Here is a 25,287-nt window from a genome sequence, read left to right on the forward strand (position 1 = left end):
CCGGGGCCCGCAAGCCCCTGGCAAGGGAGCAAAGGGATTTGGGGGGCAATGCCGCAGCCGGATCACCGTGGCGGTGCCGGACCTTCGCGGGGCGCGAGCCCTTGCTCGGACTCCGCCAAGCCGGCATCGTGTGGCCCCCGCCGTTCACCTCGGCCGCGAGTTCCGTCTGATAAGATTTCTCGGAGCCAATGTGGCCAGCTTCCTTTTTGACCCCGCATCATGGAGCCCACAATGTCACGACGATTTTGGTCATTGCTGCTGTTGGTCGGCACTGTTTGTGCCGTGGCACCGACGGCCGCCGCGCAACCATCTGCTTCGACCCGTCCGAACGTGCTGTTCATTGCGATCGACGATTTGAATCATTGGATCGGCCATCTCAACCGCAATCCCCAGACGATTACCCCCAACGTCGATCGGCTGGCATCGCGGGGAGTCAGTTTTTCCCATGCCTACTGCGCGGCGCCGGCCTGCAACCCGTCTCGCGCGGCGTTGATGAGCGGAATGAGGCCGTCGACCACCGGCGTCTATCACAACCCTGACGACTACCGTCCCCACATCCGTCCGGATCAAACCTTGAATTCGTACTTTCGCGATCAGGGGTACCTGGCATTGGGGGCAGGCAAAATCTATCACGGCGGCGGCGGCCGATTGGAAGAATGGAACGATTACCAGAAGCGTGCCAAGACGTCGCCAGAAAAGCCGCTGGTGAAGAAGAACTTCAACGGCATCCGCTGGGCACAGCTCGGCGGCGAGGATGATTCGATCCGAGACTATCACACCGTTTCTTATTGCATCGAACAGCTGAAGGCCGAACACGATCAACCCCTCTTTTTGGCCTGCGGAATCTTCCGTCCCCACATGCCCTGGGCGGTTCCCAAAAAGTATTACGACATGCACCCGCTAAAAGACATCCAATTGCCGCCTCATATCAAAGGTGACTTGGAAGACATCCCGTCGGCCGGCGTGCGCACCGCGAAGCCCGATGGGGATCACGCCGCAATCACCAAGAACGGCGTGTGGAAAGAAGCCGTACAAGCCTACCTGGCTTCCATCACGTACGCGGATGCTCAACTGGGGCGACTCTTGGACGCCTTCGACCAATCCGCCATCGCCGACAACACGGTGATCGTCCTGTGGGGAGATCACGGCTGGCACCTGGGCGAGAAACAGCACTGGCGAAAATTTGCGTTGTGGGAGGAAGCGACGCGGGCCCCATTGATTTGGGTCGCGCCCGGTGTCACCCCCGAGGGGGCCATCTGCGAACGAACCGTCGATTTCACGAGTGTTTATCCGACGCTTTGCGAACTGGCCGGACTGGAGATCCCCGAGCACTGTGACGGTGTCAGCATCAAGAAGTTGCTTCGTGACCCGAAGGCCACTTGGGACCGGCCTGCCCTGACGACCCACGGTTACCAACGGCACGCGGTGCGTTCGGAGCAGTACCGATACATTCGCTATGACGACGGCAGCGAAGAGCTTTATGACGAGCAGCGCGACCCGTATGAGTGGAAGAATCTTGCGACCAATCCGGATTACAAAGACGTCATCAAAGAGCTTGCCAAGTGGATGCCCGAAACGGAGACGCCGCCCCATCCTGAAAACAAACGTTAGTGAATACCGGCAAGGATCTTTCACGCAGCGGGCGCTGCGCGATTTGGCTTTCACGGGCGTGCTTCTCGATCCTTGATTTGTGGGATCGGCTTTGCGGCAGGCCGTCGGTGCGATCGATCAGCACCGCCGAGCTTGTTGCTCGAATGCAACACGCGAACGAGGATGCCAACGCCAATGGGGTGTCCGTTTCGAACGATCGCGGCGGCACCGCACCGGTGGTTCTGGTGGACGTCCGAACGGAAGCCGAATGGTCCGTTTCAAAGATCCCCGGATCCATTACCGAACCGGAATACTGCGCGAGGAAGGACGACTTTCGTCATCGGGTTGTCGTCCCCTATTGCACGATCGGTGGACGCAGTCATCTGTACACGCGACGATTGATCGCGCAGGGCATCGATGCCCGCAACTATACGGAAAGCGTGGTTGGCTGGTGCCAGGCCGGCGAGCCCTTGGTCGACGCGACGGGACAGCCGACCAAACGCGTTCACGTTTACCACCGTGTCTTTACCGTGCCGGGTGATTACGTGTCCGTCAGTTAACGCGCGGTGCGCGATCGGAGCGACACTCCGAGCCTGTTGACTCAATGGGCCCTGTTGGACTCAGTGGGCCAAGAGTGGTTCGGGTCCCGTTCTTCGGTCGCGGCGCGTTGCAAGCGACTGCACCGTTGAGTATTCGCAATGATCACGCGCGTCAAAACAGCCCGTTGCCTTGATCGACTTTGCAATTCATAATTACGCTTTGGTTCACTCCATCAACGAAGGTTAATTCATGAAACGTTTCCTGTGCATCTTTTCCCTTGCCGTCGCTGTTGTTCCGTTGGCCGGTTGCGGTAGCAGTGGCCCGACCAACACCGTGGAAAACGCGAGTGTGGAAGATATCCAAAGTTACGAACAGATGATCGCTGAAGAAGAAGCGGCAGCCAACGCGGCAATGGAAGGCCAGCAGTAAGTTCGGTTCCCAGCGATCGCGTGCACACGCGCATCAGGCATGCGCGATGTGTCGCGACGCGATCACAAATCAACGCCGTGCTTCACCAGCGTCGGCGACCTGGATCAAAAAAAGAACGCCCCGCAATCAGATGACTGCGGGGCGTTTTTCGTGACGTCGATCGAAAGCCGAAGTGCTTTCGAAATAACGGAGGCTACTGATTCAGCTGTTCTTGAATCGTTTCTTTCGAAGCGCGTGTTCCCAAGGCACCCCACAGACCGTAGGGGCTTTGCATCCCGGGTGCTTGAACGCCCGTGCCTTGCCGATAGACCATCCCGGCGCGAGCATTGCCGGCTTCGATCGAATCGGTCAGGAAGATGACAGCACCGTCGCCCATCAGCACGTGCACCCCACCTTGGTGGCGACTGGACGGCGGGTGAATCCCCGTTTGTCCGGGGTTGTTGCCGCCGCAGATTTCACTGTTGGGAGGCAGAATCGTGTGGCAGGTTGAGAACACACACCAAAAGTCTGCCCAGCGGAAGCCGCGACCGTTGGTGGAGCCCGGCAGGGTCACGCCCGTCGGGGCCCAGAACTGCGGGCGTGCCGGGTCAATTTGCCCTTGGTCCTCGCACCACTTCGGGTTGTCGCGAACGTTCGCCGGCGGGTTCTCGCTGGAGTTGTTCGTCTGAATCGTTCGGTTGTCTCGGTCACCCAAGTCGGTGGCGAACTCGCCCATCGCGATTGTGTTGGACAGACCGTCCAATACGTCACGGAACTTGGAACGTCCGTGGACGACAAAGAATCCACGTTCGGCGACACGCGAATCTTCAGCCCAACCGGAGTTCGGCGGATCGTTGACGCGCTGCGTTCCGCGGATCGACCACCACATCGAATCCCCCAAGCACACACCGTAGTTGGTCCGGCCCAACGCGGGCAGGCCGACGCCGGGGTCGCTGGGGCATCGCATGGTTGGCAACTCCGTGACCCACGGCAGGTAGCGAGCTTGCGTGGGGGTCGGGCCCATGGCGGGCCACGGCGGGGTGCGGGGCGTTGCCGGATCGACCGCGTCGTAAACGCTCGGGTTGGCGATCTGTTCCCAAAGGCCCTGCTGTTCCAAGAACGGAGTCATTCCAACAAGAGCGCTCAAACGCCACACGTTGGAGTCGTCGCGCGCCGTCCACCAGTTGTTCGGTCCGGTGCCGGTTGTGCCGCCGCCGTGCATCGGAAGTTCTTTGTAGGCGCTGTGATAGTTGTGCAGGGCCAAACCAAGCTGCTTGAAATTATTGCTGCAACTCATCCGGCGCGCGGCTTCGCGCGCAGCCTGGACTGCCGGCAATAGCAGCCCCACAAGAATGCCAATGATGGCGATCACGACCAGCAGTTCCACCAAGGTGAAACCCTGCCGCGCAGATCTTTCTCTCATTCCCAATTTCCTCTCGAAATCTCTTTTAAACGACAACCGGAGTGATGTGGTTGGATGTCCCGCTGGGGCACTGGTGGAACGCGTCAAGCGGAGCACGCGTGTTTCGCATTAGCCGCGGAATGATTCGAACGATGCCGGCACATACATTCGCCAGAGATGGCGACCGACAAATTGACTCGCAACCTCGATCGATTAAAGCTTTCCGGTAGACAAAACGGATCGCGCAAAGTCGGGAAGAACTCAAGAATCTCAGAAATATTTTTCGGCGGGGCTGTTCCGCTTGGCCAAGGAGGGGGGCTGTGGGGCGCAGGCTGCGGTCAGCGAATAAAGGCTCGCGGGCAAGCGGCGAAGCCGCAAACACAAGCAGTGGCATTGGAGAACCGGATTGTTGCCGACGCACGGTGTTGCTAACCCTCCGGACTGCCAACCCTTCCGGTTACAAACCCTCTCGAAGAACCTCTGTTTCGGTGTGAACCAACAAAAAAGCCCCGCCTCGGTTATCCGAAGCGGGGCACAAGGGGTTTCTCAGGCACGCGGCCGAGCGACTACTGATTCAATTGCTCCTGAATCGTCTCACGCGATGCCCGGGTGCCGAGAGCGCCCCACAGCCCGTAGGGGCTGACGGAGCCCGGCGATTGCCCGTCGGTGCCCTGTCGATAGACCATGCCGGCATTCGAATTGCCTGCTTCGATCGAATCGGTCAGGAACACAACCGCGCCGTCGCCCATCAGCACGTGGGCTCCGCCCTGGTGTCGACTGGATGGCGGATGGATCCCGGTTTGTCCCGGGTTGTTGCCGCCACAGATCTCGCTGTTGGGCGGCAAGATCGTGTGGCAGGTTGAAAACACGCACCAGAAGTCCGCCCACCGATAGCCACGTCCATTGGTCGCCCCTGGCAGGGTGACGCCTTGGGCCCAAAACCGGGGCCGCTCCGGATCAATCTGGCCTTGATTGAAGCACCACTTGGGGTTGTCGCGGATGCTGGCCGGCGGGTTCTGGCTGCCGTTGTTGGTCTGGATCGTGCGGGTGTCGCGATCGCCCAGGTCCGTCGCGAATTCGCCCATCGCGACGGTGTTGGATAGCCCGTCCAGGACGTCGCGAAATTTCGATTCGCCATGAACGACAAAGAATCCCCGCTCGGCGGCGCGAGAGTCCTGCCGCCAGCCAGAGTTCGGCGGGTCGTTGACACGTTGCGTTCCGCGGATCGACCACCACATCGAATCGCCCAGACAAACGCCGTAGTTGGTTCGTCCGAGTGCGGGCAATCCCACACCAGGGTCACTCGGACACCGCAGCGTCGGCAGCTCGGTCACCCAGGGCAGGTATCGGGCCTGCGTGGGAGTCGGGCCCATGGGGGGCCAGGGGGGGGTTCTTGGAATGTCGGGGTCGACGGCGTCAAACGTGCTGGGGTTGGAGATTTGCTCCCACAAACCCTGTTGCTCCAGGAAAGGCGTCATTCCGACCAAGGCGCTCAGCCGCCATACGTTTGAATCGTCGCGGCTGGTCCACCAGTTGTTCGGACCGGTTCCGGTCGTGCCGCCGCCGTGCATCGGCAGCTGCTTGTAGGCGCTGTGATAATTGTGCAACGCCAGCCCGAGCTGTTTGAAATTGTTGCTACAGCTCATGCGGCGGGCCGCTTCGCGAGCCGCCTGGACTGCCGGAAGCAGCAGCCCCACAAGAATGCCAATGATGGCGATGACGACCAGCAGCTCCACCAGCGTGAAGCCCCGACGTCGCAGATTGCTTCGCATACTGCAATCTCCTTACAATTGATAGAATGAGTTAACGGGAATGGGACCACCCTAGGTTCCTCGATTTTCCCAATCCATCAACCCACCTGCGGGGCCTGGATCGGCCCCCTCTTGTTGGCAGGGCATTGAAAGCTGCAGCGTTCTTCTGGTTGGTCCCCGCTTTGACTTCAGCGATTGAGGGAGATCCGGCAAGGGATCGTTGCCCACCGTAGCGAATCGCGGCAGCAGGGTGTGAAGAAGCCAATCGCTTTGAGCTGAAACGAAAATCGGAGACAAAGCGTAGGCGGAAACGAAGAAAGCCCGACGTTCCAATCGGAACGCCGGGCTTCAATGAACTCTTTGTGGAGTGACCCCTACGGGACTCGAACCCGTGTTACCGCCGTGAAAGGGCGATGTCCTAGACCGCTAGACGAAGGGGCCGGGCGCGACACTCTGGCAGAACCAGCCGTCGCTGGGCGGAGTTGTACCGAAGACCGCGATTGACCGTCAAGGGTTCAGGACGGAGTCAGCGTCAAATCGCCACGCATTTTTGCGATGCAGCAAATCGAACCAACCACCCCGTCAATCGATGTCCCGCGAATCAAACACCACGAGTCATGCTGCCGGGAGCAGCGGCGCGGCGAGCACGGTTGAACGGAATTCCCCAGACCGTCAGAGTTGCGGCGGAACGAGCCTGGCCGCGACGGCTTATCAGGCATCGACCGGAGCGTCGCCAGACTCCAGGCTTTTCTTGATCGCCTCATAGACTTCGCGGCGGTGCACCGGCACTTCGCGTGGGGCTTCAACACCCAGACGCACCTTATCACCACGGATCTCAACGACGACAATCTTGATGTCGTTGTTGATGACGATACTCTCGTTCTTCTTTCTCGATAAAACCAACATTGTTTCAGTCCTTTCGTTGACCGGCCTGATTTCATGGATTGGATGCCTACGAGGCGAACCAGCGTCCGACTGGGAGGGTCATTCGGCAAGATCGCTGTAGGCCGGTTCAATGCGGAGGCCCAGCATGGGAGATACGGGCTTCCACTCCTACTGTCCAACTCTAGAACAAAAATAGTGCCGGTCAAGGAATTCTGGCTTGACAAACACCGGATTTTGACCATTCCGGGCCCCCACTGGAACACCTAATCCGCAAATCTCCACTTTCGGGGGGGCTGCCGCCGCGTGCGGTCCGTGTGGCGGAGATTGCCCGGATTCGCTCCCGCGGCCCCTCATGGCCACGTCGCTGGGCAAGAGACTGGGGCCACGCAGGGAAGGAAATTCGAGTTTCGCCGGACCCGATTCCGACCGGCTGGGCGTGTCGCGACTCAACGCTGACCGCGATCCAAGACGCTCACAACGCGATCCGGATTGGCCTCCGGGACTCCTGAGCGGGTGTCGGCAGAGCGTTGATTCATGTCGGACGCCCGTCAACAAAAAAACGCGACGCAGCCGGTTGGCTGCGTCGCGTCATGAGATTCGTCGGGGGCGGTCGTAGGCACCGCCCTCGTGATTCGGACCGCTAGCGGTTCGGATCGAAACCGGTCTGAGCGAACTCCTCTTCCTCCTGGATGATGATTCGCGGTGTGACCATCAACATCAAGCTGGAGGCGTCGCGTCCGACCGCCACGTTGCGGAACAGTCGGCTGACGTACGGAATCTTGCTGAGCATCGGGACGCCGCGTTCGGCTCGCCCTTCGCTAAGTCGCTTGATGCCGCCCAGCAGGATCGTCCCGCCGTCTGGAACACTGACGGTGGTGCTGACCTGTGTGAAGGCGAACGTCGGCAATTGCACCGTCGAACCGGAGATGATTTCCTCTTCTTCGTCGGTATCGACCGCGTCGTCACCATTGACCACTCCGTCACCGTTGGTGTCTTCCTGGTCTTGGCTGCTGCGGCGTGACCGTCGCGAGCCTTCGAAGGTGAACGTGTCGACGTCTCCGATTTGGCTGAAGAACGGAACCAGCGTCAGCCGGACAAAGCGTTTGTCATCGCTGACGATGCCTTGGACGTTCAGCTGTGTGCCTTCGTTGAGCACGACGATGACCGGCTGTTGGGCGACGGCAAAGTCACCGACCACCGGGGTGATGCTGGTCACGAACGGTTGCTGCGATTGATCGGAGATCGTTGCGATCTGGCCGTCAAACAGCGTGACCTTGGGAGCCTGCATGACGTTCGTCCGCTCGTCGCCTTGGGCGGCTTGCAAGAAGAAGAACGCTTCGATGTCGCTCAGGATGGCAAAGCCGATCGATGACAGGGCCCCAGGGTCGGGAGCACCGAAGGCCGGTGTCACGCCGAAGGAGCCATTGTTGAACTGGATGTCCAGGTCCGCGGTCGGAATCTGCGAAATCCCATCCCAGCCGATGGTCACGGTCGGACCGGCGTCATCGGAAGGCAGCTCTTGGACGTTGTCATCGAACTGCACGTTGAAATCGACACCGATTTGTTCAAAGAACGTATCGGAGAGCGTGATGAATCGAACTTCGATCGTGATCTGCAGGTTCTGCAGCGAACGAAGCGATTCGATCAGGTCGACGATCTGGTCGTGCACGTCGCTGGTCGTGCTGATGATCAAGCTCAGGTTTTGGGGATACGGAGCCATGGTGCTGTTGCCGCCCAAGGCTTCCCAGGTGTCCGGCGCGACCGTGGTCTCGATCAGATTCATCAGGGAGCTAAAGTCGGCAAACGAACTGCCGCCGGACATCCCTCCGGTCGGGCTCTGCGGCCCGAAGCCGCCTTGAGCTCCCATCGGCGAGTACTGACCCAGCACGTTCGGAGACATCTTGCTGGGCTGCAGCGCGTTGGCTTGCCGCGTCGCAAGGTCGGTCATCGAGACCGGCGTCATTTGCACGTTCACCTGCGGGTTGGTCATCTGGTAGGCCGCACGAAGTGCCCCGGCCAGACCGTCCTCGTAGCTGGACGTGAAGTTGGGGATCGGGGTGACCAAGTCCGCAACCTTGTACACGCGAGTTTCCACGTTCAGACGCTTGGCTTCGGCGCTGGTGATGTTCAACACGTCGTACTTGATCTCGTAGCCCAGATCCAGCGGCTCGAGAATCAAGTTCAGGGCGCTCTTGAGTTCAATCGCACCCGGCAGGTTCAACGTGACCGGCGTATCGCGGGTGACCCGGACGGCCTCCATGGCTCGTTCGTTCAGCACGATCGGCATGTTGGTCACGTTGGCCAAATCCTCGATCACTTCGCCCAGCGGCCGATTGCGGTACTGGACGTTGACCGGCGTGGTCAGCTGTTGCTTGATCTTCTGTTCCTGAACGCTTCCGAACAGGGACCGAGAATCTTGCGAACGTCGCATGGACAATTCGTGCCACGTTTTGGGATCGGGCATGGCCAGCGGTTGGTTCAGGTCCATGCCGTCAAAGCTGGACGCGGACTTTTCCACTTCCATCAAGCCCATCGCGAACACTTCTTCCTTGCCGGCTTGAATCTCCTTGAGCATCAAGTCGCGCGTTCCGAAGCGGCTGACGTGGAACATGTTCGTGGCGATCGTCGAACCCGGTTTGAGTTCGGCGACCTGCTTGGCGACCACTTCGGCCTCGGAGAACCGACGCTCTTCGATCAGGTCATTGAAGGTGTCGACCAGCGTCGAGATCTCTTCGTCGATTCTCGCATCGCGGGCGGAAACGGTTGCCAGTTCGGTGCGAACGGCATCGTTTTGCAGCTCAAGTTCGATCTCCGCGCGGTTGGCTTCGACGAATTGTTTCTGCTTTTCCAATTCCCGATCAACCATTCGGGCCAGCGTTCGCTGACTGGTTTCGTCGATCGTCGCTCCGTCGACGCGGCGACGCAAGCGGTTCAGGCTGTCCAAGGCGTCCAGCGGTTTCTCTTCCCGCATTTCGGCTGCCTTGGCCAATTCCGAAGTGATCTCGCGATACAGCCGTCGGGTCTTCTCTTTGGTCTCCGCATCGACCTTGTCGATCGGCGACATTTCGGTGTCTTCGCCGGGGGTCGGCAAGCGAGCCGGTTGAAGCAAGGTCAGCTTGTCTTTCAATTGGCTGCGTGTCGCCAGGTCCAATTCCGACTCATACTTCCAGGCTTCCAGGAACAACTTGCGCGCTTGCTCTTTGTCGCCGGCTTGCAACGCCTGCAATCCGGATTCGTACAAGTCGGTGGCGTTGCCGGCGGCAGCACTTTGCGGTGCGTTGTTCGCCGGGCCTTGGATCGGGGCACCCAAGGCTTGCACTTGAGCAACGGACCCTTCGGCGTTCGGACCGGCGTTGAACAACATCTGTTTGATGAATTCGGCTTCGTTGCCGTCTAATTCCTGTTGGCCGCCCGCTTGGACGATTCCGGAGTCCAGAGTGCCGGCGCGTCGTGCGGCGGACTCGGCATCCAGAACGAAGTCCCACACGCGAGGTTCGCCGGCGGCGTAGGCCGATTCGGGAACGCCCAACGCTTGGGCCTGGCGAGCCAGACGCAATGCGGTGGCGGTGTCACCTCGGTCCAAAGTTGCCCGGCCCACGGCGACCAGCCGCAAGGCTTCGCGCTTGCGGGCGGACATGTCGGCCGATCCGGCGGTTGCCACGGCTTCGTTTCCGGGCAACGCCTGAGCGTCGATCGGATTGGGCAGGGGCGTTCCACCGGCGGGCAAGTCCAGCAGTTCGGAATCGATGCCGGCGACTTGCAGGTCGACCCGCAGTCGGGCCACTTGCGAAGCCAGCGACGGGTGTCGTCCGGCCGCGGCTGCCGCGGTGCGGAACGATTGAACCGCCGACTCGAATTGACGATTCGAGATCGCGGTTTGCGTTTGCCGGACCAATTGCTCGGCCTGGGCCAAGGTCATCGGAGTCGCGGCGGCACCGGCCGTGGGGCCGGCGTACGAAGGAGCGGCAACCGATGCCGCGCCCGATTTGTCATTGGATGGCGGGTTGGACCCCGGCATCGAAAGCTGTGCGGAGACGCTGGACGCCCCCACAGCCCACGCCATAACGGCGATGCCCCACGGATTGGGGCCGAATAGTTTTTCGCGGCGTTTCAACGCGACACTCCTTCTTCGCGGTGAGACTTCAATCGGAACGTTTGTTTCGTTTTCGCCTACGTTCACGAAAACCGATCCGTTGGTTTAGCCCCACGGCACGTTTGTCCAACGAGTTGGACCGACGTCCGCAATTCCCACCCCACGTCCAAACGGTTCAGGCGCGATCGGGGGCCGACTTCCGTCTACCGATAGGGGCAGACATGCCGGGAGCTAAGGGACACGGAAGCGGGGATACGAGGTTTGCGAGCCGGCTGTCAAGCTCGGCAGAGGCCGCTTTCCCGCTTTTTTTCGAAATGAAACCCGTGTCGGTCGGGAACGCCAGCGACTTGAGGAAGAGTTGAAGAAAACCGGCGCGATTCATGTCAATCTGGGGTGTCCAGATAAGGATCCTGGCCGATCTCGCGTTGCATCTTCTTGCGTTCTTTTTCGTGGTGCAACAGGACCATCCGGTCGCGGAAATGCTTCTTTTCCACTTTGCGTTGGGCGCGACGGAACAGCTTCGCGTAGGAATCGACGGCGGTCGTCAGCGATTCGCCCCGCGTCTTCAAACGCTCGGCCTTGTCCGGCCCCAAGCCGCCGCGGAGGATGTCATCGTCCAGGGACAGGTATTGCCGGTAGGAACCCGGGTCGCCCTGCCGTCCACAGCGCCCGATCAACTGGCGGTCGATGCGGGCCGCGTCGTGAAGTTCCGTGCAAATCACGTGCATCCCGCCCAGGTCAACGATTTCGTCCGTCAACTTGATGTCCGTCCCGCGGCCGGCCATATTGGTGGCCACCGTGACCCGGTCACGCTGTCCCGCGTCGGCGACGATGTCGGCTTCCTTTTCGACGTTGTTTGCGTTGAGCACCTGGTGCGAGATTTCCAACTCGGTCAGCATCCGCGACAGGATTTCACTCTTGTCGATCGACCGCGTGCCGATCAGCACCGGTCGGCCGCTGGCATGAATCTGTTTGACCTCGTCAACGATCGCCTGGAATTTGGCCATCATCGAGCCGAACACGCGGTCGGGAAGCCGTTTTCGCTGGGGCGGCCGGTTGGTCGGAACGCGCAGCACCGGGGTGCGGTAGATCCGTTTGAGCTCTCCGGCACTGGTGGCCGCGGTTCCCGTCATCCCGGCCAGGAAGTTGTACCGCAGGAACAGGTCTTGGACCGTGATCCGCGCCGCTTGGCCGGTCGGCACACTGATTTCGATTTGTTCTTTCGCTTCGATCGCCTGGTGGATCCCGTCGCGCCATTTGCGTCCTTCGGCCAGCCGTCCGGTGAACTCGTCGACAATCACGATTTCGTCGGTCCCCTGATCTCCGGGACGAACCACGTATTGGCGATCCAGCAGGAATTCCCTCGCCACTTTGATGGCCCGTTCGGTGTACTCGTACAAATCCACCAGGCCCATCGTCCGCACCAGGTCGCTTTTGGGCAGGGAACGTACTTTTTGTCGTCCGCGAGCGGTTAATTCGTACTGCTTCGTTTCGTCATCGATCGTGTAGTGATCTTCCAATTCGTACTCTTCGGCATGCTCGGCGGCCCAGCGGTAGGTTTCGACGATCTGGTCTCGCACCGTGTCCTCAATGCTGCCGATGATCAGCGGCGTTCTGGCTTCGTCGATCAGGATGCTGTCCGCTTCGTCGACCAGGCAAAAGTGCATCCCCCGCATCACCGGTTTGTCGCCCGATTGCGAAAAGCCGGCTCCACCGTCGCCCAGCATTTCGGTCTGAATGCGATTCTGGGCGCGGAGCAGCAAACGGTCCCGCAAGAAATCGAACCCGAACTCTTTCGCGGTGCCGTACGTGACCGCCGATCCGTAGGCCTTGCGACGCGACCCTTGGTCGTCCGGGGTCTGAATGATGCCGACCGAAACGCCCAGCTTGTTGTAGATCGGCTGCATCCATTCGGCGTCCCGCTTGGCCAGGTAGTCGTTGACCGTTGCCAGGTGGGCACCCTTTCCGACCAACGAATGCAGGTACAGCGGCAGCGTCGCCGTCAGCGTTTTGCCCTCGCCGGTCTGCATCTCGGCGATGTGGCCTTCAAACAGCGAAATGCCACCGATCATTTGCACGTCGTAATGCCGCATCCCCAGCGTGCGGCGTCCCGCCTCCCGCACCAGCGCGTAGCCTTCGGGCAGCAATTTGGCCAGCTTTTCGCCGGCCATCGCGCGGTACCGCAGTGCCAGCGACCGCTTCCGCAGGGCTTCATCCGACTCGGACTGGAATTGCGGTTCGAAGGCGTTGATCTCGCCCAGCATCCGCTTCCAACGCAACATTTTGGGATGGAAGCCGCGCCGGGAGAAGGCGGACATCGACTTTGTCCCGAGGGTCTGGAACCGTTCCGGCGCAATGGTCGGCGCCGCTGCCGGTGGGCCCGCGTCGCCGGGCCCGTCGGCTGCCGCTGCATCGTCTGGCCCATTGTCTGACCCACCGTCTGACCCGTCGACCAGCCCATTGTTCAGCCTATTGTCCGCCGGCGAGGTCACCGCGGAGGCCTCCTGGTGCGTTTCACCGGCAGCGTCATCCGCCGCCCGACCGGTCGGTGTGGCCGGTGCGTCGGGCGACTGGCTGGGATCGGTGCTGCTTTCTCGAACGCTCATCGGGGTCTCGTACGGGCATCGACCGTGAAAAGTTTTGCCGAAACACCCTGGTCGTCGGACCGGTCGGGGCGGCGGCGGCGGTCCAAATGATCCAAAACTGGGGATCTGGGAGTTCCAGGGGGCTTTGGGTGGGTGGTTGGGAATTCTGGAAAAACTTTGCGACTCGTGACGGACGTTCTTGATCTGACGGCCGATTCCGTCGATCGACTTATACCAGTCATTCCAGTATTCCCGGACTGCGCGAGACTACAAAGATGAAGAGAAATTTTCGAGGCATGACCCTGGCAGCGTTGCTGCTGTGCGCCTCACCGTCGGTTCACGCCGGCAACCATTCGCTGGCCCACACCGGAGCCGGCGCGGAGTCGAACACGTTTGTTGGCGACATGGACACCCGACGATCTTACCACGTCGGTGACACCATCGCCCCGGTATCCAATTACGCACCCATCAACGTGGGGGACATGCAATCGGTCCCTTATCCGATGGAAAGCATCCCGCACGAATCGATGGTCTTTGAGGGCTACCCTGCTGAGACTTGCGACGCCTTCGGTTGCGATGGCGGCTGCGACGGTATGGGGTGCGACAGCGGGTTCCTGAATCTGTGCAAGAAGGACGGCTGGATCCGTGCCGAGGGACTGATCATGTTCATGTCCGAGCGGCGTGCCCCGGCCTTGGTCAGTTCGGCTGCGGAGGGCGAGTTTCCGATTCTGCCCGATGCGATGGTCGAATTCGGTGAGGAACTTGATGGAGGCGTCTCCGGCGGTTTCCGCGGTGACGTCGGACGTTACTTCACCGACAGCTTTGGCATCGGCGGCCGCGTGTTGTGGTTGAGCGAAAACGGTGACGACTATTCCGCTAGCGGAGACGGCACCGGGCGTTCGATCGGTCGCCCCTACTTCTTCGTCCCCACGGTCAACCCGGGGATTGCCCAAGAAGACGCGCTGCTGGTCAACCAGGCTGGACTGTTCGCCGGTGACGTGCAAGCAAGTTTCTCGACCGACTTGATCGGCGCAGAAGCTTACGCACGCTTGACCTATTGCAACCAGAAGCAGTGCCGATTGGAAATGATCGGTGGTTACAGCTTCTTTGCCTTGGACGATGAAGTGCGAATCCGCAGTCGGTCGGTCGACCTGCAGACGGCGACCGCGACGACGTTCGCCAGTTCGTTCGATACCGAAAACCGTTTCCACGGCGGACAAATCGGTTTTGAATCGCTGATTCGGCGCGGACGCTGGAGTGCCCGCGCGTTGACCAAGGTGCACTTGGGCAACATGCAACAGTCGGTCAACATCCGCGGCTACACCGATGAAGTGACGCCGGGAACTCCGCCGTTGGCCCGAACCAACAGCAGCCTGCTGGTGATGGAAAACCAAGGTGAAGAGTCGCAAGACGTCTTCACGTTCATCCCCGAGATGAACTTCACCCTGGGATACCGTTTCCGCGATCACGTTTCGTTCACCGTCGGGTACAATTTCCTGTACTTTGATTCGGTCGCCCTTGCCGGGGAACAAATCAATCGCAACCTCGATACCGACAACTTGGGTGCCGCCGTGGTGCCGCAAGGCTTCGATATCGTCGACGGCAGCTTGTGGGTCCAGGGCATCAGCCTGGGTGCTTCCATCGACTACTAGGCGGGAAGGTATCCCCTGCCGCCAACGGGGTTGAAGGCAAAACATCGGTCTGGAACGATTCGAAGCGTTTCGTTGAGTCCGGGAATTGATACTTCGCCGTTCCTAGCAGATGTGAATCGATCAAACGCGTGGCCACGTGGCCACGCGTTTTTTTTTCATTCCGGAGGATCCAGTTGTGACCAAATCTGGCATCGTCATGGGGCTGTGGCCGATCGCGGGCATCACCACCGTCGGCGTCACCAAGGACGCCGCGCGCGAGACGATTCGCGCCGCCGTTGAAGCCGGCGTGACAACTTTCGATACCGCGTACAGCTATGGGTACGACGGCGAAAGTGATCGCTTGTTGGGCGAATTTGTGCGTGCCGAACGTGACCGGTTCACCGTCATGGGCAAGGTCGGCCAACGCTGGACGCCGGATCGCCGACGTGTCGTCGACGGTTCAAGCCGACAGTTGATCGCCGACGCCGAAGAGTCGTTGGCGCGAATGAAGTTGGACCAATTCGATCTGCTGTATTTGCATTCCCCCGACCCGAATGTGCCGTTGGAAGAGTCCGCCGCTGCGATGGAATCTTTGCGAGCGCGGGGGCTGTGCCGCCAATTGGGCGTTTGCAATGTCAGCCCGCCGCAGTTGGACCAGCTTGCCAGCCGGATGGACCTGCACGCGATTCAGTGTCCGTTGAACCTGGTGCAAACGGACTCGATTGCCACCCTGATCGATCCCTGTCGGTCGGTCGGGCGATCCGTGTACACCTATTGGGCTCTGATGAAGGGATTGTTGGCCGGCAAAATTTCACGCGACCATGTCTTTGCCGAGGGAGACAGCCGACCTGGATACGCCATCTATCAGGGGCAACCGCGTCAGGCGATCCATGACATGCTGGACCAGCTTTCGCTGATCGCCCGACAATTCGGACAGAGTGTGGCGCAGTTGGCCGTCGGTTGGGTGATCTCTCAACCCGGCGTCACCGGAGCTCTGGTGGGAGCGAGACGTCCGGAGCAGATCCGAGAACTCGCTGGCGCCCGTCCGATGGACGCGGAGCTGCTGGCCGCGGTCAATCGTGTTGCCGATCCGACACGCCGTCGCGTCGAAGACGCCCTGCCCTGAGAGAAAGACGCCCTGTCCTGAGGGTGAGAGTGAGGGTTCGGGCCTCAAGCTGGCTGAGCAGCGGTGTTGTCGCCAACCACCGTTAATTGAAAGTCCGCGTTATTTGAAATCCGCGAAATCATCATCTCCCAGCGGTTCGGCGCCGAAGTCATCTTCCGCCGAAGCAAAGTCGTCTTCGCCAGGCACGCCCTCTTCGAACACTTCCTCACCGTCCGGTTCTTCCGCGGCACGTTTGGCTCCGGCCGGTTTCGGTGACATCTTTGCCGCAATCGGAACGGCAAGGATCACGGCCAACATCAGCAGGGCCCAGGGGATGAAATAAATCATGTCGGGGAAGGAGGGTGCAGGAGGGGCGAAAAAGGGGACGCAGGTCTTTTCTTGACCCGATAGTTTAGTTCACGCTGGAGACGATACCAAACCGACAGCGAATGCGGCGGCGAGGTTTCGCTCCGCGGTTTGCATTCTTCAGCTGTCCCCCGGCTAGGTGTTTCCTGTCTCACGCGTCAAACCCAACGCGCTTTGCTCGCTGGGCGGAATCATCCGATCAAACCATCGAACCGCGTTGGGATTGGTGGTTTTCAGGTCCGCATACACCGCCTCCAGCTGCCTCTTGGCCTCATTGACGGCTTCCGGCCGCCCGATCGCCTGCAGGATTCTTACCCGCCAGGCCCAGGCCAGAAGGCGATACTTTCGGCCCAAGCCGGGATCGTTGAGCAGCTGCTCCAGGGTCGTGTCGGCGTCCTTCAAGCCGCCTTCGGATTCATAGTATCGCGCCAGTTGGAAGGCGGCTTTGGTGGCATAGGATCGATTCGCGGCGTTCTCGGCCGGAGGAAAGTATTTGGCGACGGCGTTCCAACCGGCAACATCGTTGCGATGGACTGCGTCCAAGAACTGTGCCTCGACGGAATCGGCTTGGGGGACGACGTCCGGTCGCAACATTTTGGCAACCGTCGGACGCTGCACTTGGGCGACCACCGCAGCCCCCAAGACGACGAACAGCAGGGGGACCAACATGATCGCGACCGCCTGCATGCGTTTCCTGGAACGCAGACGCCGTTGGGTGTCGGCGATCCGCTGCAGATGAGCGGTCGCCGATGCGGCCCCGGCGAACTGTTTGGCGTGCGTCCGCTGGTCCATCGCGTCACCGGTTAACGCCTCCAGCAGTTCGGCCGGCGACTGAAAGCGATCTTTCGGATCCTTGCGCATCAATTTGGCGATGATCGCGATCAACCATTCCGGAACGTCCTTGTTGCCACGGGCGCGATCCAGCGGAACCGGCGTTTCATTGACATGGGCGAATGCCAAGGCCAGCGGATCATCCGCTTCGAACGGCGGACGCCCGGTCAACAGGTGATACATCATGACGCCCAGCGAGTAGAGATCGCTGCGCGGGTCGACGGGGCGTCCCTGGACCTGTTCAGGACTCATGTACCGCGGTGTGCCCAACGTCAGTCCGGCTTGCGTCAGGTCCGCATGCGTCGTGTCCCTTTCGTTCCCGAGCCGGGCCAAACCGAAATCGGCAACCTTGACGCTGCCGGTTTTCGACCACATCACGTTTTCCGGTTTGATGTCTCGGTGCGTGATCCCCTCGCTCGCCGCGGCATCCAAAGCCGACGTGACGCCGTACAGGATTTCGATCGCCTGGTCGGGCGAGAGCACGCCGTTGCGGTCCAACCATTCATGCAGGTTGACACCGCTGATCAACTCCTGGGCGATGTAGTACCGCGAAGCGTCTTCGCCGACCTCGTAGATCTGCACGATGTTGGGGTGGTTCAATTTGGCCGCCGCCTTGGCTTCCCGGCGGAACCGCGCGATGTAGTCGCGGTCGTTGGCCAGGTTTTGACGCAGCACCTTGATGGCCACATCGCGATCCAAAGCCACGTCGCGGGCCGAATAAACGTCGGCCATCCCGCCGCGACCGAGTCGGCTGAGAATCAGATAGCCGGCCAACCGAGTTCCGATCAAACTGGCAGCGGACTGGCTGGCAGCGGATTGACTGGCAGGGGGGGGACTGCCAACGGATTGGTCGGGCGAAGGCTGACCGGGGGATCCATTTTGCCCTTCACTCATGAGGTCTCCTGGTCGCCGTCACGACGGACGTGCGTAGCTGGCGGGAATCGGAACCATGGCAAATACGAATCTCCTCTTCAGACAGACGCCCGGACGGGATCTGTCAGCGGGCTTGTCGGCCGACCGCATCAATCGTTGTCGGCGGTGCGACGGCAACGGACATAAAAACCTGCATCCAAGTGCCGTTCGTTCAGGTCGGTCAAAACCAGCCGGCCGGACTCCAGATGGAAGTCGGAGCTGCGGACGTTGCGTCCTGCGGCACCGGGCAGTCGTGCTAGCAGGTAGTTTAGCACGTCGTCGGGGCCGATTTCAGCGGAGTGGCCGGTGACCAGCAAACGATACCGGTCGGGCGACAGCAGCGAAACACAGTCATCAAGCAATGGCCAAAGGTCGCGTTGCAACCGCCACGCTTTGCCTTTGGGGGAATGGCCGTACGCCGGCGGATCCAAGACGATCGTGTCGTACCTCCGGCCCCGACGAACTTCGCGGGCGGCAAATTTCGCGGCGTCGTCGACCAGGTAGCGGATCGGGTGGTTTTGCAACCGATTGATCGTCGCGGCCAGCCGTGTGGCGGTCACGTTGGGCTTGGCGGCATCGACGTGGGAGACGGCCAGGCCCGAGATCGCCATCGCCATCGTACTGGCACCGGTGTAGCCGAACAGGTTCAGCCCCCACGCAGGTTCGCCTCGCGTCGGGCTGGTCCCCGCCAATGACGTGTCACGCAGCCAGTCCCAATTGGGTGCCTGTTCCGGGAACACGCCCACGTGCCCAAACGGAGTCGCGGCGACCGGCATCCAAAACCCGCCACAATTAATCCGGCTGTCGTCGGCCCATCGCGTTCGGTGGTGCCACCGCTTGGTTGGAGCGTCAAACACCGATTCCGCCCGACGCCAGAGACTCGGCCGGGCTTTCACGATGCCGTCGGCCGCCGGCGACGGGCGATCGATCAAACGTCCGTCGAAGGACTCCAGCTTTCTGCCGTCACCGAAGTCGATCAGTTGGTATCGGTTTTCGGACAAGCGTGGATCGGGCGTTTGGAGAGCCAAGACGGAACGGACGGGGGATCCGAATCGTTGGAACGGCGATCGGGGATCCCGCCGGCTTGCATTCTGCCATCGCTTTGCGGACGTGGCTAGAATGGTCAACGACCGATGTCCCTCCTCGCCAGGCGATTCCGCCGATTTCGGATCGCTGGAGCGATCCATCCTGCCTCTCTTCCATGAATGATCCCATGCCGAACTCCGCGCGATTGCTTGCCCCGCTGCTGTTGTCTTCCACGTTTCTTCTGTCCGTCGCTCCGGCGCAGGAGCCAACGTCCTGGGAACAACAAAAGGCGGAGCGTTTTCAACCTCTGGACGACCAGACGAAAGAAAGGATCGCGGCGGCCGTCCCCGAGTCCCCGGCTGCCAAACCGTCCCAGGACCGTCGCATCCTGGTGTTCTATCGTTGCGAAGGCTTCATCCACTCCTCGATCCCGCATGCCAACGAATGTGTTCGCGCCTTGGCCGAGAAAACGGGGGCTTTTGAAGTCGACTTCGCCGATACTTACGACGTCTTTAGCGACGAAAATCTTGCCAAGTACGACGCCATCTTGCTGAACAACACCACCAAGATGCAGTTCCAAGATCCCGCGCAGCAGAATGCCATGATGGATTTCATTGCCGAAGGAAACGGGCTGATCGGAATCCACGCGGCCAGCGACAATTTCAATCGCTACCCGGAATGCCTGGCGATGGTCGGCGGGACCTTCGCCGGCCACCCCTGGGGTGCCGGTGGGACCTGGGCGTTCAAATTGGATGACCCCAATCACGTGCTCAATCAGGCCTTTGGGGGCAAGGGATTCTGGCATCAAGACGAAATCTACCAATACGCCCCCGATTCGTATGTCGGTCCCGAGGTGCTTCGCGTTCTGGTCAGTTTGGACATGAGCCAAGCGGCAGTGTCGGAACGAATCGACGACGGCCCCCGGGAAGTCCCCGTGTCGTGGATCCGAACGGCCGGAGACGGACGTGTCTTTTACACGAACTTCGGTCACCGAGAAGAAACCTATCAGCAGCCGCCGATCGTCAAGCATCTGCTGGACGGGATCCAATATGCCCTCGGTGACCTGGAGGCTGACGCAACACCCACGGCCAAGCTGCAACCGACCGATCCGGCCCCGGCGCCGCAACGCTGATGATCGATAACGCTAATGATCGACGGTGAGCCGAAAGCCCGTGGGGGGGCCAGATAGGTTCGCCGGGTGCCAATTCCCGGCATAACCACGATGGAAACAGTGGCTTTATGAAGTCTTCATCTGGTCCCTTTACGCTCTTGCCTGAAACCATGGGGCGTTCAAGCCTGGTTTTCCGCCGTCTGACGACGGCGGCTTGGGGTCCAAGAGGCGTTTCAGACAAAGCCCGCCGATCCGCAAGCCGATGGACGCCTTGGTGCCCGCTCCGTCTCGTCCGCTTCGTGAATCGCTCCATTGTTCAAAGTCAGCCTGTTGCAAACCGACGGATCGGGACGGGGCAAGCGGCATCGGGTCGAAGCTTCGCCCTGCGTGATCGGACGGCACGCCGATTGTGATCTTCAATTTGCCACCCGCACCATCAGCCGCCGTCACTGCGCGATCGTCTTTGACCAACGCCATGTCCTGATACGAGATTTGGGCAGCCGGAATGGAACTTGGCTCGATGGAGAGTTGCTGGCACCCAACGTCCCCCAGAATCTGACGCACCATAGCGTGATTCGAATGGGCAAGTTCACGTTCCGGGTGTCCGTGCGCGATGCCCAGACCAATCAACCGCATCGGCCCGACTTGATTGACGTGTCGACCTTGTCCGGGCCCCGCGTTGATTTGACCGGCGAACAGGAGAAGGGAACGGCACAGTTGTTGAATGAGCTGGATCAACTTGCCACGCGCATGGAATTGCCGGTCGATTCAGCTTCTGCGACCAGTACGACGTCCCCGACGGGATCGCCGAAACATCGGCTTTCCAACCGCACTGATCTCGATGACCCCCTGTCGGACTCGGATGACGAACCGGGGTCCGAGACCGGTTCGGTAGTCTTGAACCGGCCAGAATCCCAGCCGGGGTCAACCGACACTGGCAACCACTGTTCGGATGCCGATCCATCCGATCGCGATGTGGGCGATGATACTTCGGAAATCAAATCCAAGAAGGAACCCGCGAAGCTGCCTGCACACCTTCGTCCGAAAGGACCGAAAGATTCCCAGGACGCCGCCGCCGAAGCACTCCGAAATCTGTTCGTCCGTTAAGAACGCTCGCACGGCCGGAAGCGTGGATGGACAAGCTGCGCAGCGCCGCCGATAGGTAGCATGCTCGCCAGAGTGCGGAATCTTCAGCATCCACCGTCTGGCGACCGCGGCGACGGCGTGTGAAAACGATTCAGAGAAGTCCGTCCTGGCCCGGCTCGTCCCCGTCGGACCCCTCGCCGCGGTTTTGCCGCTCGCGCCGCTTCTTGACATACTGCTTGATCTTGTCCTCACGTTCTCGCAGCTTCTTGACGCGTGCTTCGTACTTCTCTTCGCGTTGCTTCAATGCCCGATAGCGCCGCTTGACTTTCGAGGCTGCGTCGCGAATTTTGACCTTTTTCGCACGCAGCTTTTCTACGTCGGGATCCAGCGTACTTTGCTTCAAAGCGTAATCGGGCAGTTCCCCGGTCGACGTTTCCACGGTCGTCGGCGGATCCGTTTCCGCGACCTGCTCGGAGCGGCGCCGGCGGAACACTTCGGGCGAGACAAAGATCCCGTTGGCGAAGATCATCATCAGGCCGAACGTGATCATGCCCAGGAACATCGCGATCGAACCGTGCACCGCGACGGCGATCGCCAACATGATCGGGCGCGTGACGCGTGGCCAGATCAGGGCGCAATAGAAGACTTCCCAGAAGAGAGTGGCATTCGACAAAGCCGAGATGATCGCCGGGTAGCGGGACAGCCACGTCATGTCCCACGACTGGTATTCGTAATTGGCCATCGCGTACCAGACTGCCGTTCCATCCCACCACGTCGTGCCGCGCGCTTTCGAAAGTCCGCCAAACAAATAAATGACGCACAGATGCAGTTGCAACAGCCGCGTCGCCACATTGGCGGCGACGCTCGGAGAATCGTTCGGCAACAGAAACCGCCACGTGCGAGAAGCGTCGCGGCGGTGCCCCATTCGTCTCGCAAGCCAGGCATCGACGGAAAAACGGGCACCGCAGGGTGACAGTGCCAGGTACATCGTCGCGTAGGTGACGATCTGGTCCAGACCGAACAGGGCGCCCGTCAAACGGTGCAGGTACATCAGTTGGAAGAAAAGTGCCAACGGGGCCGCGATTCGAGTGCCAAGACCGATAAAAAAGCAAAGGGTGACCAGCAGAGTCGCGGCGTGGTGAATCCACAGCAGCGTCGGGTTGTCGATGTTCCACAGATAGCTCCGCGCCCAGTCGCTGGGCGCAAACGCGCCGTCATGCAACTGCCGGGCCATGTCGTTGTTGATCCAGGCGGTCGGGCCGACGAACGAAAGCAGGTCGCTGGCCAGGACCAGGTGGCAGTAGAGCAGCATGGCACCGGTCAGCAACCGCAACACGCATAAGGTGTCGGGCAACCTGGGGGTGAACCAAAACCGGTTCCAAGCTTCCAACCAGTATTCAGCCGAGCGTCGAAAAGAGGGCGTTTCGGCTGCCGCTTGTTCGCTTGGTTGGTTGGAGCCGGCCGGACGTGTCGCAACGGCGGGTCGGGTGGTCGCTTCGCCGGTCATGGTCGCCCCTCGCTATCCGTCGCGGACTCGAGCCCGCGGGAGGGATCGGACGGTTGGGGCTGCGCTGTCGCGGCCGGTGGTGACAGCGGACCCGCATCCGTCGCCTGTCCCGGCGTCGTTGGCGGTGGGATCACTTCGGTGGGGCCGGTCGGCGCGATCGTGTCGGAAACGACCGGCTGGTCCAACAGGACGTTGTAGGACCGGGGATCATCAAGCGCTAGTGGAGATTCGTTGAATTGTGCCAACGTCGGCAAGGCATGTTCGATGCGTCGGATGGCGACCTGTTTGTCATCGTTGACGGTTCTCAAGTGGTCGATCATCGATTGCCGCACGTACTCATACCGCCCGCGTGCACGCTGCCAAAGCTGGGCCTCGAGCGGATCGATTTCAAACATCTCGTTGGGAGGTCCTGGCGGTTGGTAAATCTCGCTCAGGTATTCGGTCAACATAAAGTGGCGGTGGTACAGCAACCGAGGCCATTGGGAGCTGAGATCGGGATACAGTTCTTCTTGCACACTCCCATCCGGTTGCACAATCGCCGCCTGGATCAATCGACTCGGACCCGGGTCCGGCGCGAAGAAGGCGTACCCCCGATCGAGATGAAGGAACTGGCCGTATCCCTGGAAGGGGCGAATCACCGTCCCGATCAATGGGGACGGGCCGGTGGCGCTAATCGTCTGGAACGCCAACGGGGGAAGGATGACGGCGCACAGGTGAAACAGAATCAGGACGCTGACAACCCACTTCCATTTGGGGACCCCGGTCGAAGATGCCGGCCCTTGTGGTTGCGAATCCGTCGGGGTTGCGGAATTCGGGGCGTCAGGTTGGCGCTTGCGCGTCCGTCGGGAGGGCTTTTGATTCTCCGAAGCTCGTTTCGACATCAGAACCAGTGACAGCAAGGGGGGCAGCGGACTTGAGATCCGGTTCGCATGCGGGCAATCATCGACAGGTTAACCCGGGGCCGGGTGAATGAAAGTCGGCTCGATGAAAGCCTGTTTGCGATTATGCCATAAAAAAACCGCCCTGCCGGCAAACCCGGCAGAGCGGTTGGTGAATTCACGCGACGAATCGCGATGCAGGCTTCGCAGTGACTAGCGTTTGGCGACAGTCGACTTGTCAAAATCGAACGACAGCTCGTTGGTGCTTCCGGCGAGGACGTCGATGACTTGTTCGCGGCTGACCAGCTGCCCGTTCACGGTTGCGGTGACGCGGACGGTGTAGTCCTGCCAACGCTCACCAGGCCCAAGTTGCGTGGTGCGGAAAGTCCGCAGACCGCCGGTACCCTTGGTCTGGTTTCCAGCCAAGTTGACTTTGGCGTCGGCCGGAACCTGCAGGCGAACAACGGTCACGGGATTCTTTTGGACCGGCGCCGATGTCAAATCATTGGCGGTCGTTTCTGCGACCACGGGCTCGGCCGGTTCGTCCGTCGCTTCGAAAACAAGGTTTTCGCTGTCGCCCGGTCGCAGTTTGACTTCGCGAGAGACCGTCTTCTGTTGACCGTCTTGCTCGTACGTCACGTCGACCACGTAGGTGTAAAGGTAACCTTCCTTCAAACCTCGCGACATGAATTTGCGGACAGCGCCTTCGCTGGTGGTTTCATGCCCATTGACCGTGACGGTGGCCTCTTCACTGGGAAGGGTGACCGTCAACAGTGCTGCATCATCGTCGATGGCAGGCTTGGCCGACGTGTAGCGTTCAGCCGACGACGCACTTGCCGCGGAAGCCGCAACGGAACGCGACGGAGTTTGGTACTGCTGGTAGGAAGACTGGACACGGGAGGATTCATATCCCGCCAGGCCGGACGCGGACGAGGCCACCGAGCGGTTGGAGGGACGCGATCCGGAAACCATGTATTCGGTCATCGGAACGGAATAGCGCGTGGCCGGCGCCGAGTACGAAACGCCGCCGCTGCTTCCACCCGAGGAGCCGCCGCTGCTGCCACCATAGGAGCTGACGTAACCGCCCGAGGAACCACCACTGCTGCCGCCGGAAGATCCTCCGCTGCTGCCGCCGTAGAAAGCGCTGTAGTAGACGCCGCCGCTGCTGGCCGAGGCGCGACGCGCGGCGCGGCGGGCGACCTTTGCGGCATGATGGGCGTGGATCCGCGCGGCCAACCGACGCAACGGACCGACGTGACCGCCGGACGAACCGCCGCTACTGGCGTAGCCACCGCCTGATGACGCGTAGCCGCCAGACGAGCCGTAACCGCCCGATGAACCGTAGCCGACACTGTAGGCCGCATACCCGCCACTACTTCCGCCGGAGCTGGCATATCCGGATAGATAGCCCCCTGACGAACCGCCAGCCGTTGCGAGGTCGGACAATCCTGCCGCCGCAACGAAAACTGCCGCAAAAACCGAAAATCGAGATCGCGTCATGTTGTCATTTTCCTCCGACTTTCCTTCGCGCTTTGCGCCGGAAACCCCGGCGACCATTCGCTAGGATAACGGTCAAGATG

Annotated in this window: 18 protein-coding genes and 1 tRNA gene; 7 read left to right on the forward strand and 12 right to left on the reverse strand. The window is 60.7% G+C overall.

What is annotated here, in order from left to right:
- Positions 1–231: 231 nt before the first annotated feature.
- From FYK55_RS21305 to FYK55_RS21315, 3 genes are all read left to right on the forward strand, one after another.
- Entirely contained in the window at positions 232–1,611 is a 1,380-nt protein-coding gene (locus FYK55_RS21305) for a sulfatase (protein WP_150078637.1), read from the forward strand.
- A 143-nt stretch (positions 1,612–1,754) separates the two neighbouring features.
- On the forward strand, positions 1,755–2,150 hold the full coding sequence (locus tag FYK55_RS21310) for a rhodanese-like domain-containing protein (protein WP_150078640.1): 396 nt from the start codon (positions 1,755–1,757) through the stop codon (positions 2,148–2,150).
- A gap of 229 nt (positions 2,151–2,379) precedes the next feature.
- On the forward strand, positions 2,380–2,559 hold the full coding sequence (locus FYK55_RS21315) for an LptM family lipoprotein (protein WP_150078641.1): 180 nt from the start codon (positions 2,380–2,382) through the stop codon (positions 2,557–2,559).
- A gap of 193 nt (positions 2,560–2,752) precedes the next feature.
- Here FYK55_RS21315 and FYK55_RS21320 read toward each other — a convergent pair whose 3' ends face one another.
- The 6 genes from FYK55_RS21320 to FYK55_RS21345 form a co-directional block, all read right to left on the reverse strand.
- A complete protein-coding gene (locus FYK55_RS21320; RefSeq protein ID WP_150078643.1) occupies positions 2,753–3,961 on the reverse strand; it encodes a DUF1559 domain-containing protein in 1,209 nt (402 codons plus the stop codon).
- Positions 3,962–4,506: 545 nt separating this feature from the next.
- Positions 4,507–5,712 carry a DUF1559 domain-containing protein gene (locus FYK55_RS21325; RefSeq protein ID WP_150078645.1) on the reverse strand — a complete coding sequence of 402 codons (1,206 nt, stop codon included), beginning with the start codon at positions 5,710–5,712 and terminating at the stop codon, positions 4,507–4,509.
- Between the two features lie 347 nt (positions 5,713–6,059).
- A tRNA-Glu gene (locus tag FYK55_RS21330) sits at positions 6,060–6,132 on the reverse strand.
- A 270-nt stretch (positions 6,133–6,402) separates the two neighbouring features.
- Positions 6,403–6,597, reverse strand: coding sequence for a carbon storage regulator CsrA (gene csrA, locus FYK55_RS21335; protein WP_150078647.1), 195 nt, complete (start codon positions 6,595–6,597; stop codon positions 6,403–6,405).
- Positions 6,598–7,216: 619 nt separating this feature from the next.
- Positions 7,217–10,495: a hypothetical protein gene (locus FYK55_RS21340; protein WP_390621755.1), complete on the reverse strand. Its 3,279-nt coding sequence runs from the start codon at positions 10,493–10,495 to the stop codon at positions 7,217–7,219.
- Positions 10,496–11,052: 557 nt separating this feature from the next.
- Entirely contained in the window at positions 11,053–12,987 is a 1,935-nt protein-coding gene (locus tag FYK55_RS21345; RefSeq protein WP_201743776.1) for a preprotein translocase subunit SecA, read from the reverse strand.
- Positions 12,988–13,529: 542 nt separating this feature from the next.
- Between FYK55_RS21345 and FYK55_RS21350 the strand changes: the two genes are divergently transcribed.
- A complete protein-coding gene (locus FYK55_RS21350) occupies positions 13,530–14,906 on the forward strand; it encodes a BBP7 family outer membrane beta-barrel protein (RefSeq protein ID WP_150078651.1) in 1,377 nt (458 codons plus the stop codon).
- A 175-nt stretch (positions 14,907–15,081) separates the two neighbouring features.
- On the forward strand, positions 15,082–16,011 hold the full coding sequence (locus FYK55_RS21355) for an aldo/keto reductase (RefSeq protein ID WP_235908872.1): 930 nt from the start codon (positions 15,082–15,084) through the stop codon (positions 16,009–16,011).
- A 99-nt stretch (positions 16,012–16,110) separates the two neighbouring features.
- On the opposite strand, the gene FYK55_RS21360 is transcribed toward FYK55_RS21355, so the two are convergent.
- From FYK55_RS21360 to FYK55_RS21370, 3 genes are all read right to left on the reverse strand, one after another.
- On the reverse strand, positions 16,111–16,338 hold the full coding sequence (locus tag FYK55_RS21360) for a hypothetical protein (protein ID WP_150078653.1): 228 nt from the start codon (positions 16,336–16,338) through the stop codon (positions 16,111–16,113).
- Between the two features lie 153 nt (positions 16,339–16,491).
- The gene (locus tag FYK55_RS21365; protein WP_150078655.1) at positions 16,492–18,081 is read right to left on the reverse strand and encodes a protein kinase domain-containing protein; all 1,590 of its coding nucleotides are present in this window, start codon (positions 18,079–18,081) and stop codon (positions 16,492–16,494) included.
- A gap of 128 nt (positions 18,082–18,209) precedes the next feature.
- Entirely contained in the window at positions 18,210–19,100 is an 891-nt protein-coding gene (locus FYK55_RS21370; RefSeq protein WP_235908873.1) for a class I SAM-dependent methyltransferase, read from the reverse strand.
- Positions 19,101–19,312: 212 nt separating this feature from the next.
- On the opposite strand from FYK55_RS21370, the gene FYK55_RS21375 reads away from it, so the two are divergent.
- Positions 19,313–20,257 (forward strand): ThuA domain-containing protein, encoded by a 945-nt coding sequence (locus FYK55_RS21375; RefSeq protein WP_161604666.1) that lies wholly within the window; start codon positions 19,313–19,315, stop codon positions 20,255–20,257.
- 291 nt (positions 20,258–20,548) lie between these two features.
- Entirely contained in the window at positions 20,549–21,343 is a 795-nt protein-coding gene (locus FYK55_RS21380; protein ID WP_161604667.1) for an FHA domain-containing protein, read from the forward strand.
- A 130-nt stretch (positions 21,344–21,473) separates the two neighbouring features.
- On the opposite strand, the gene FYK55_RS21385 is transcribed toward FYK55_RS21380, so the two are convergent.
- The 3 genes from FYK55_RS21385 to FYK55_RS21395 all read right to left on the reverse strand — a co-directional run bounded on the left by FYK55_RS21385 (position 21,474) and on the right by FYK55_RS21395 (position 25,207).
- Entirely contained in the window at positions 21,474–22,829 is a 1,356-nt protein-coding gene (locus FYK55_RS21385; RefSeq protein ID WP_150078661.1) for an HTTM domain-containing protein, read from the reverse strand.
- A complete protein-coding gene (locus FYK55_RS21390) occupies positions 22,826–23,467 on the reverse strand; it encodes a hypothetical protein (RefSeq protein ID WP_150078662.1) in 642 nt (213 codons plus the stop codon). The genes FYK55_RS21385 and FYK55_RS21390 overlap by 4 nt, the downstream gene beginning before the upstream one ends.
- A 453-nt stretch (positions 23,468–23,920) precedes the next feature.
- Positions 23,921–25,207: a TIGR03000 domain-containing protein gene (locus FYK55_RS21395; RefSeq protein ID WP_150078663.1), complete on the reverse strand. Its 1,287-nt coding sequence runs from the start codon at positions 25,205–25,207 to the stop codon at positions 23,921–23,923.
- Positions 25,208–25,287: the final 80 nt, after the last annotated feature.

It is taken from the genome of Roseiconus nitratireducens, from assembly GCF_008629675.1.
GTDB lineage: Bacteria > Planctomycetota > Planctomycetia > Pirellulales > Pirellulaceae > Stieleria > Stieleria nitratireducens.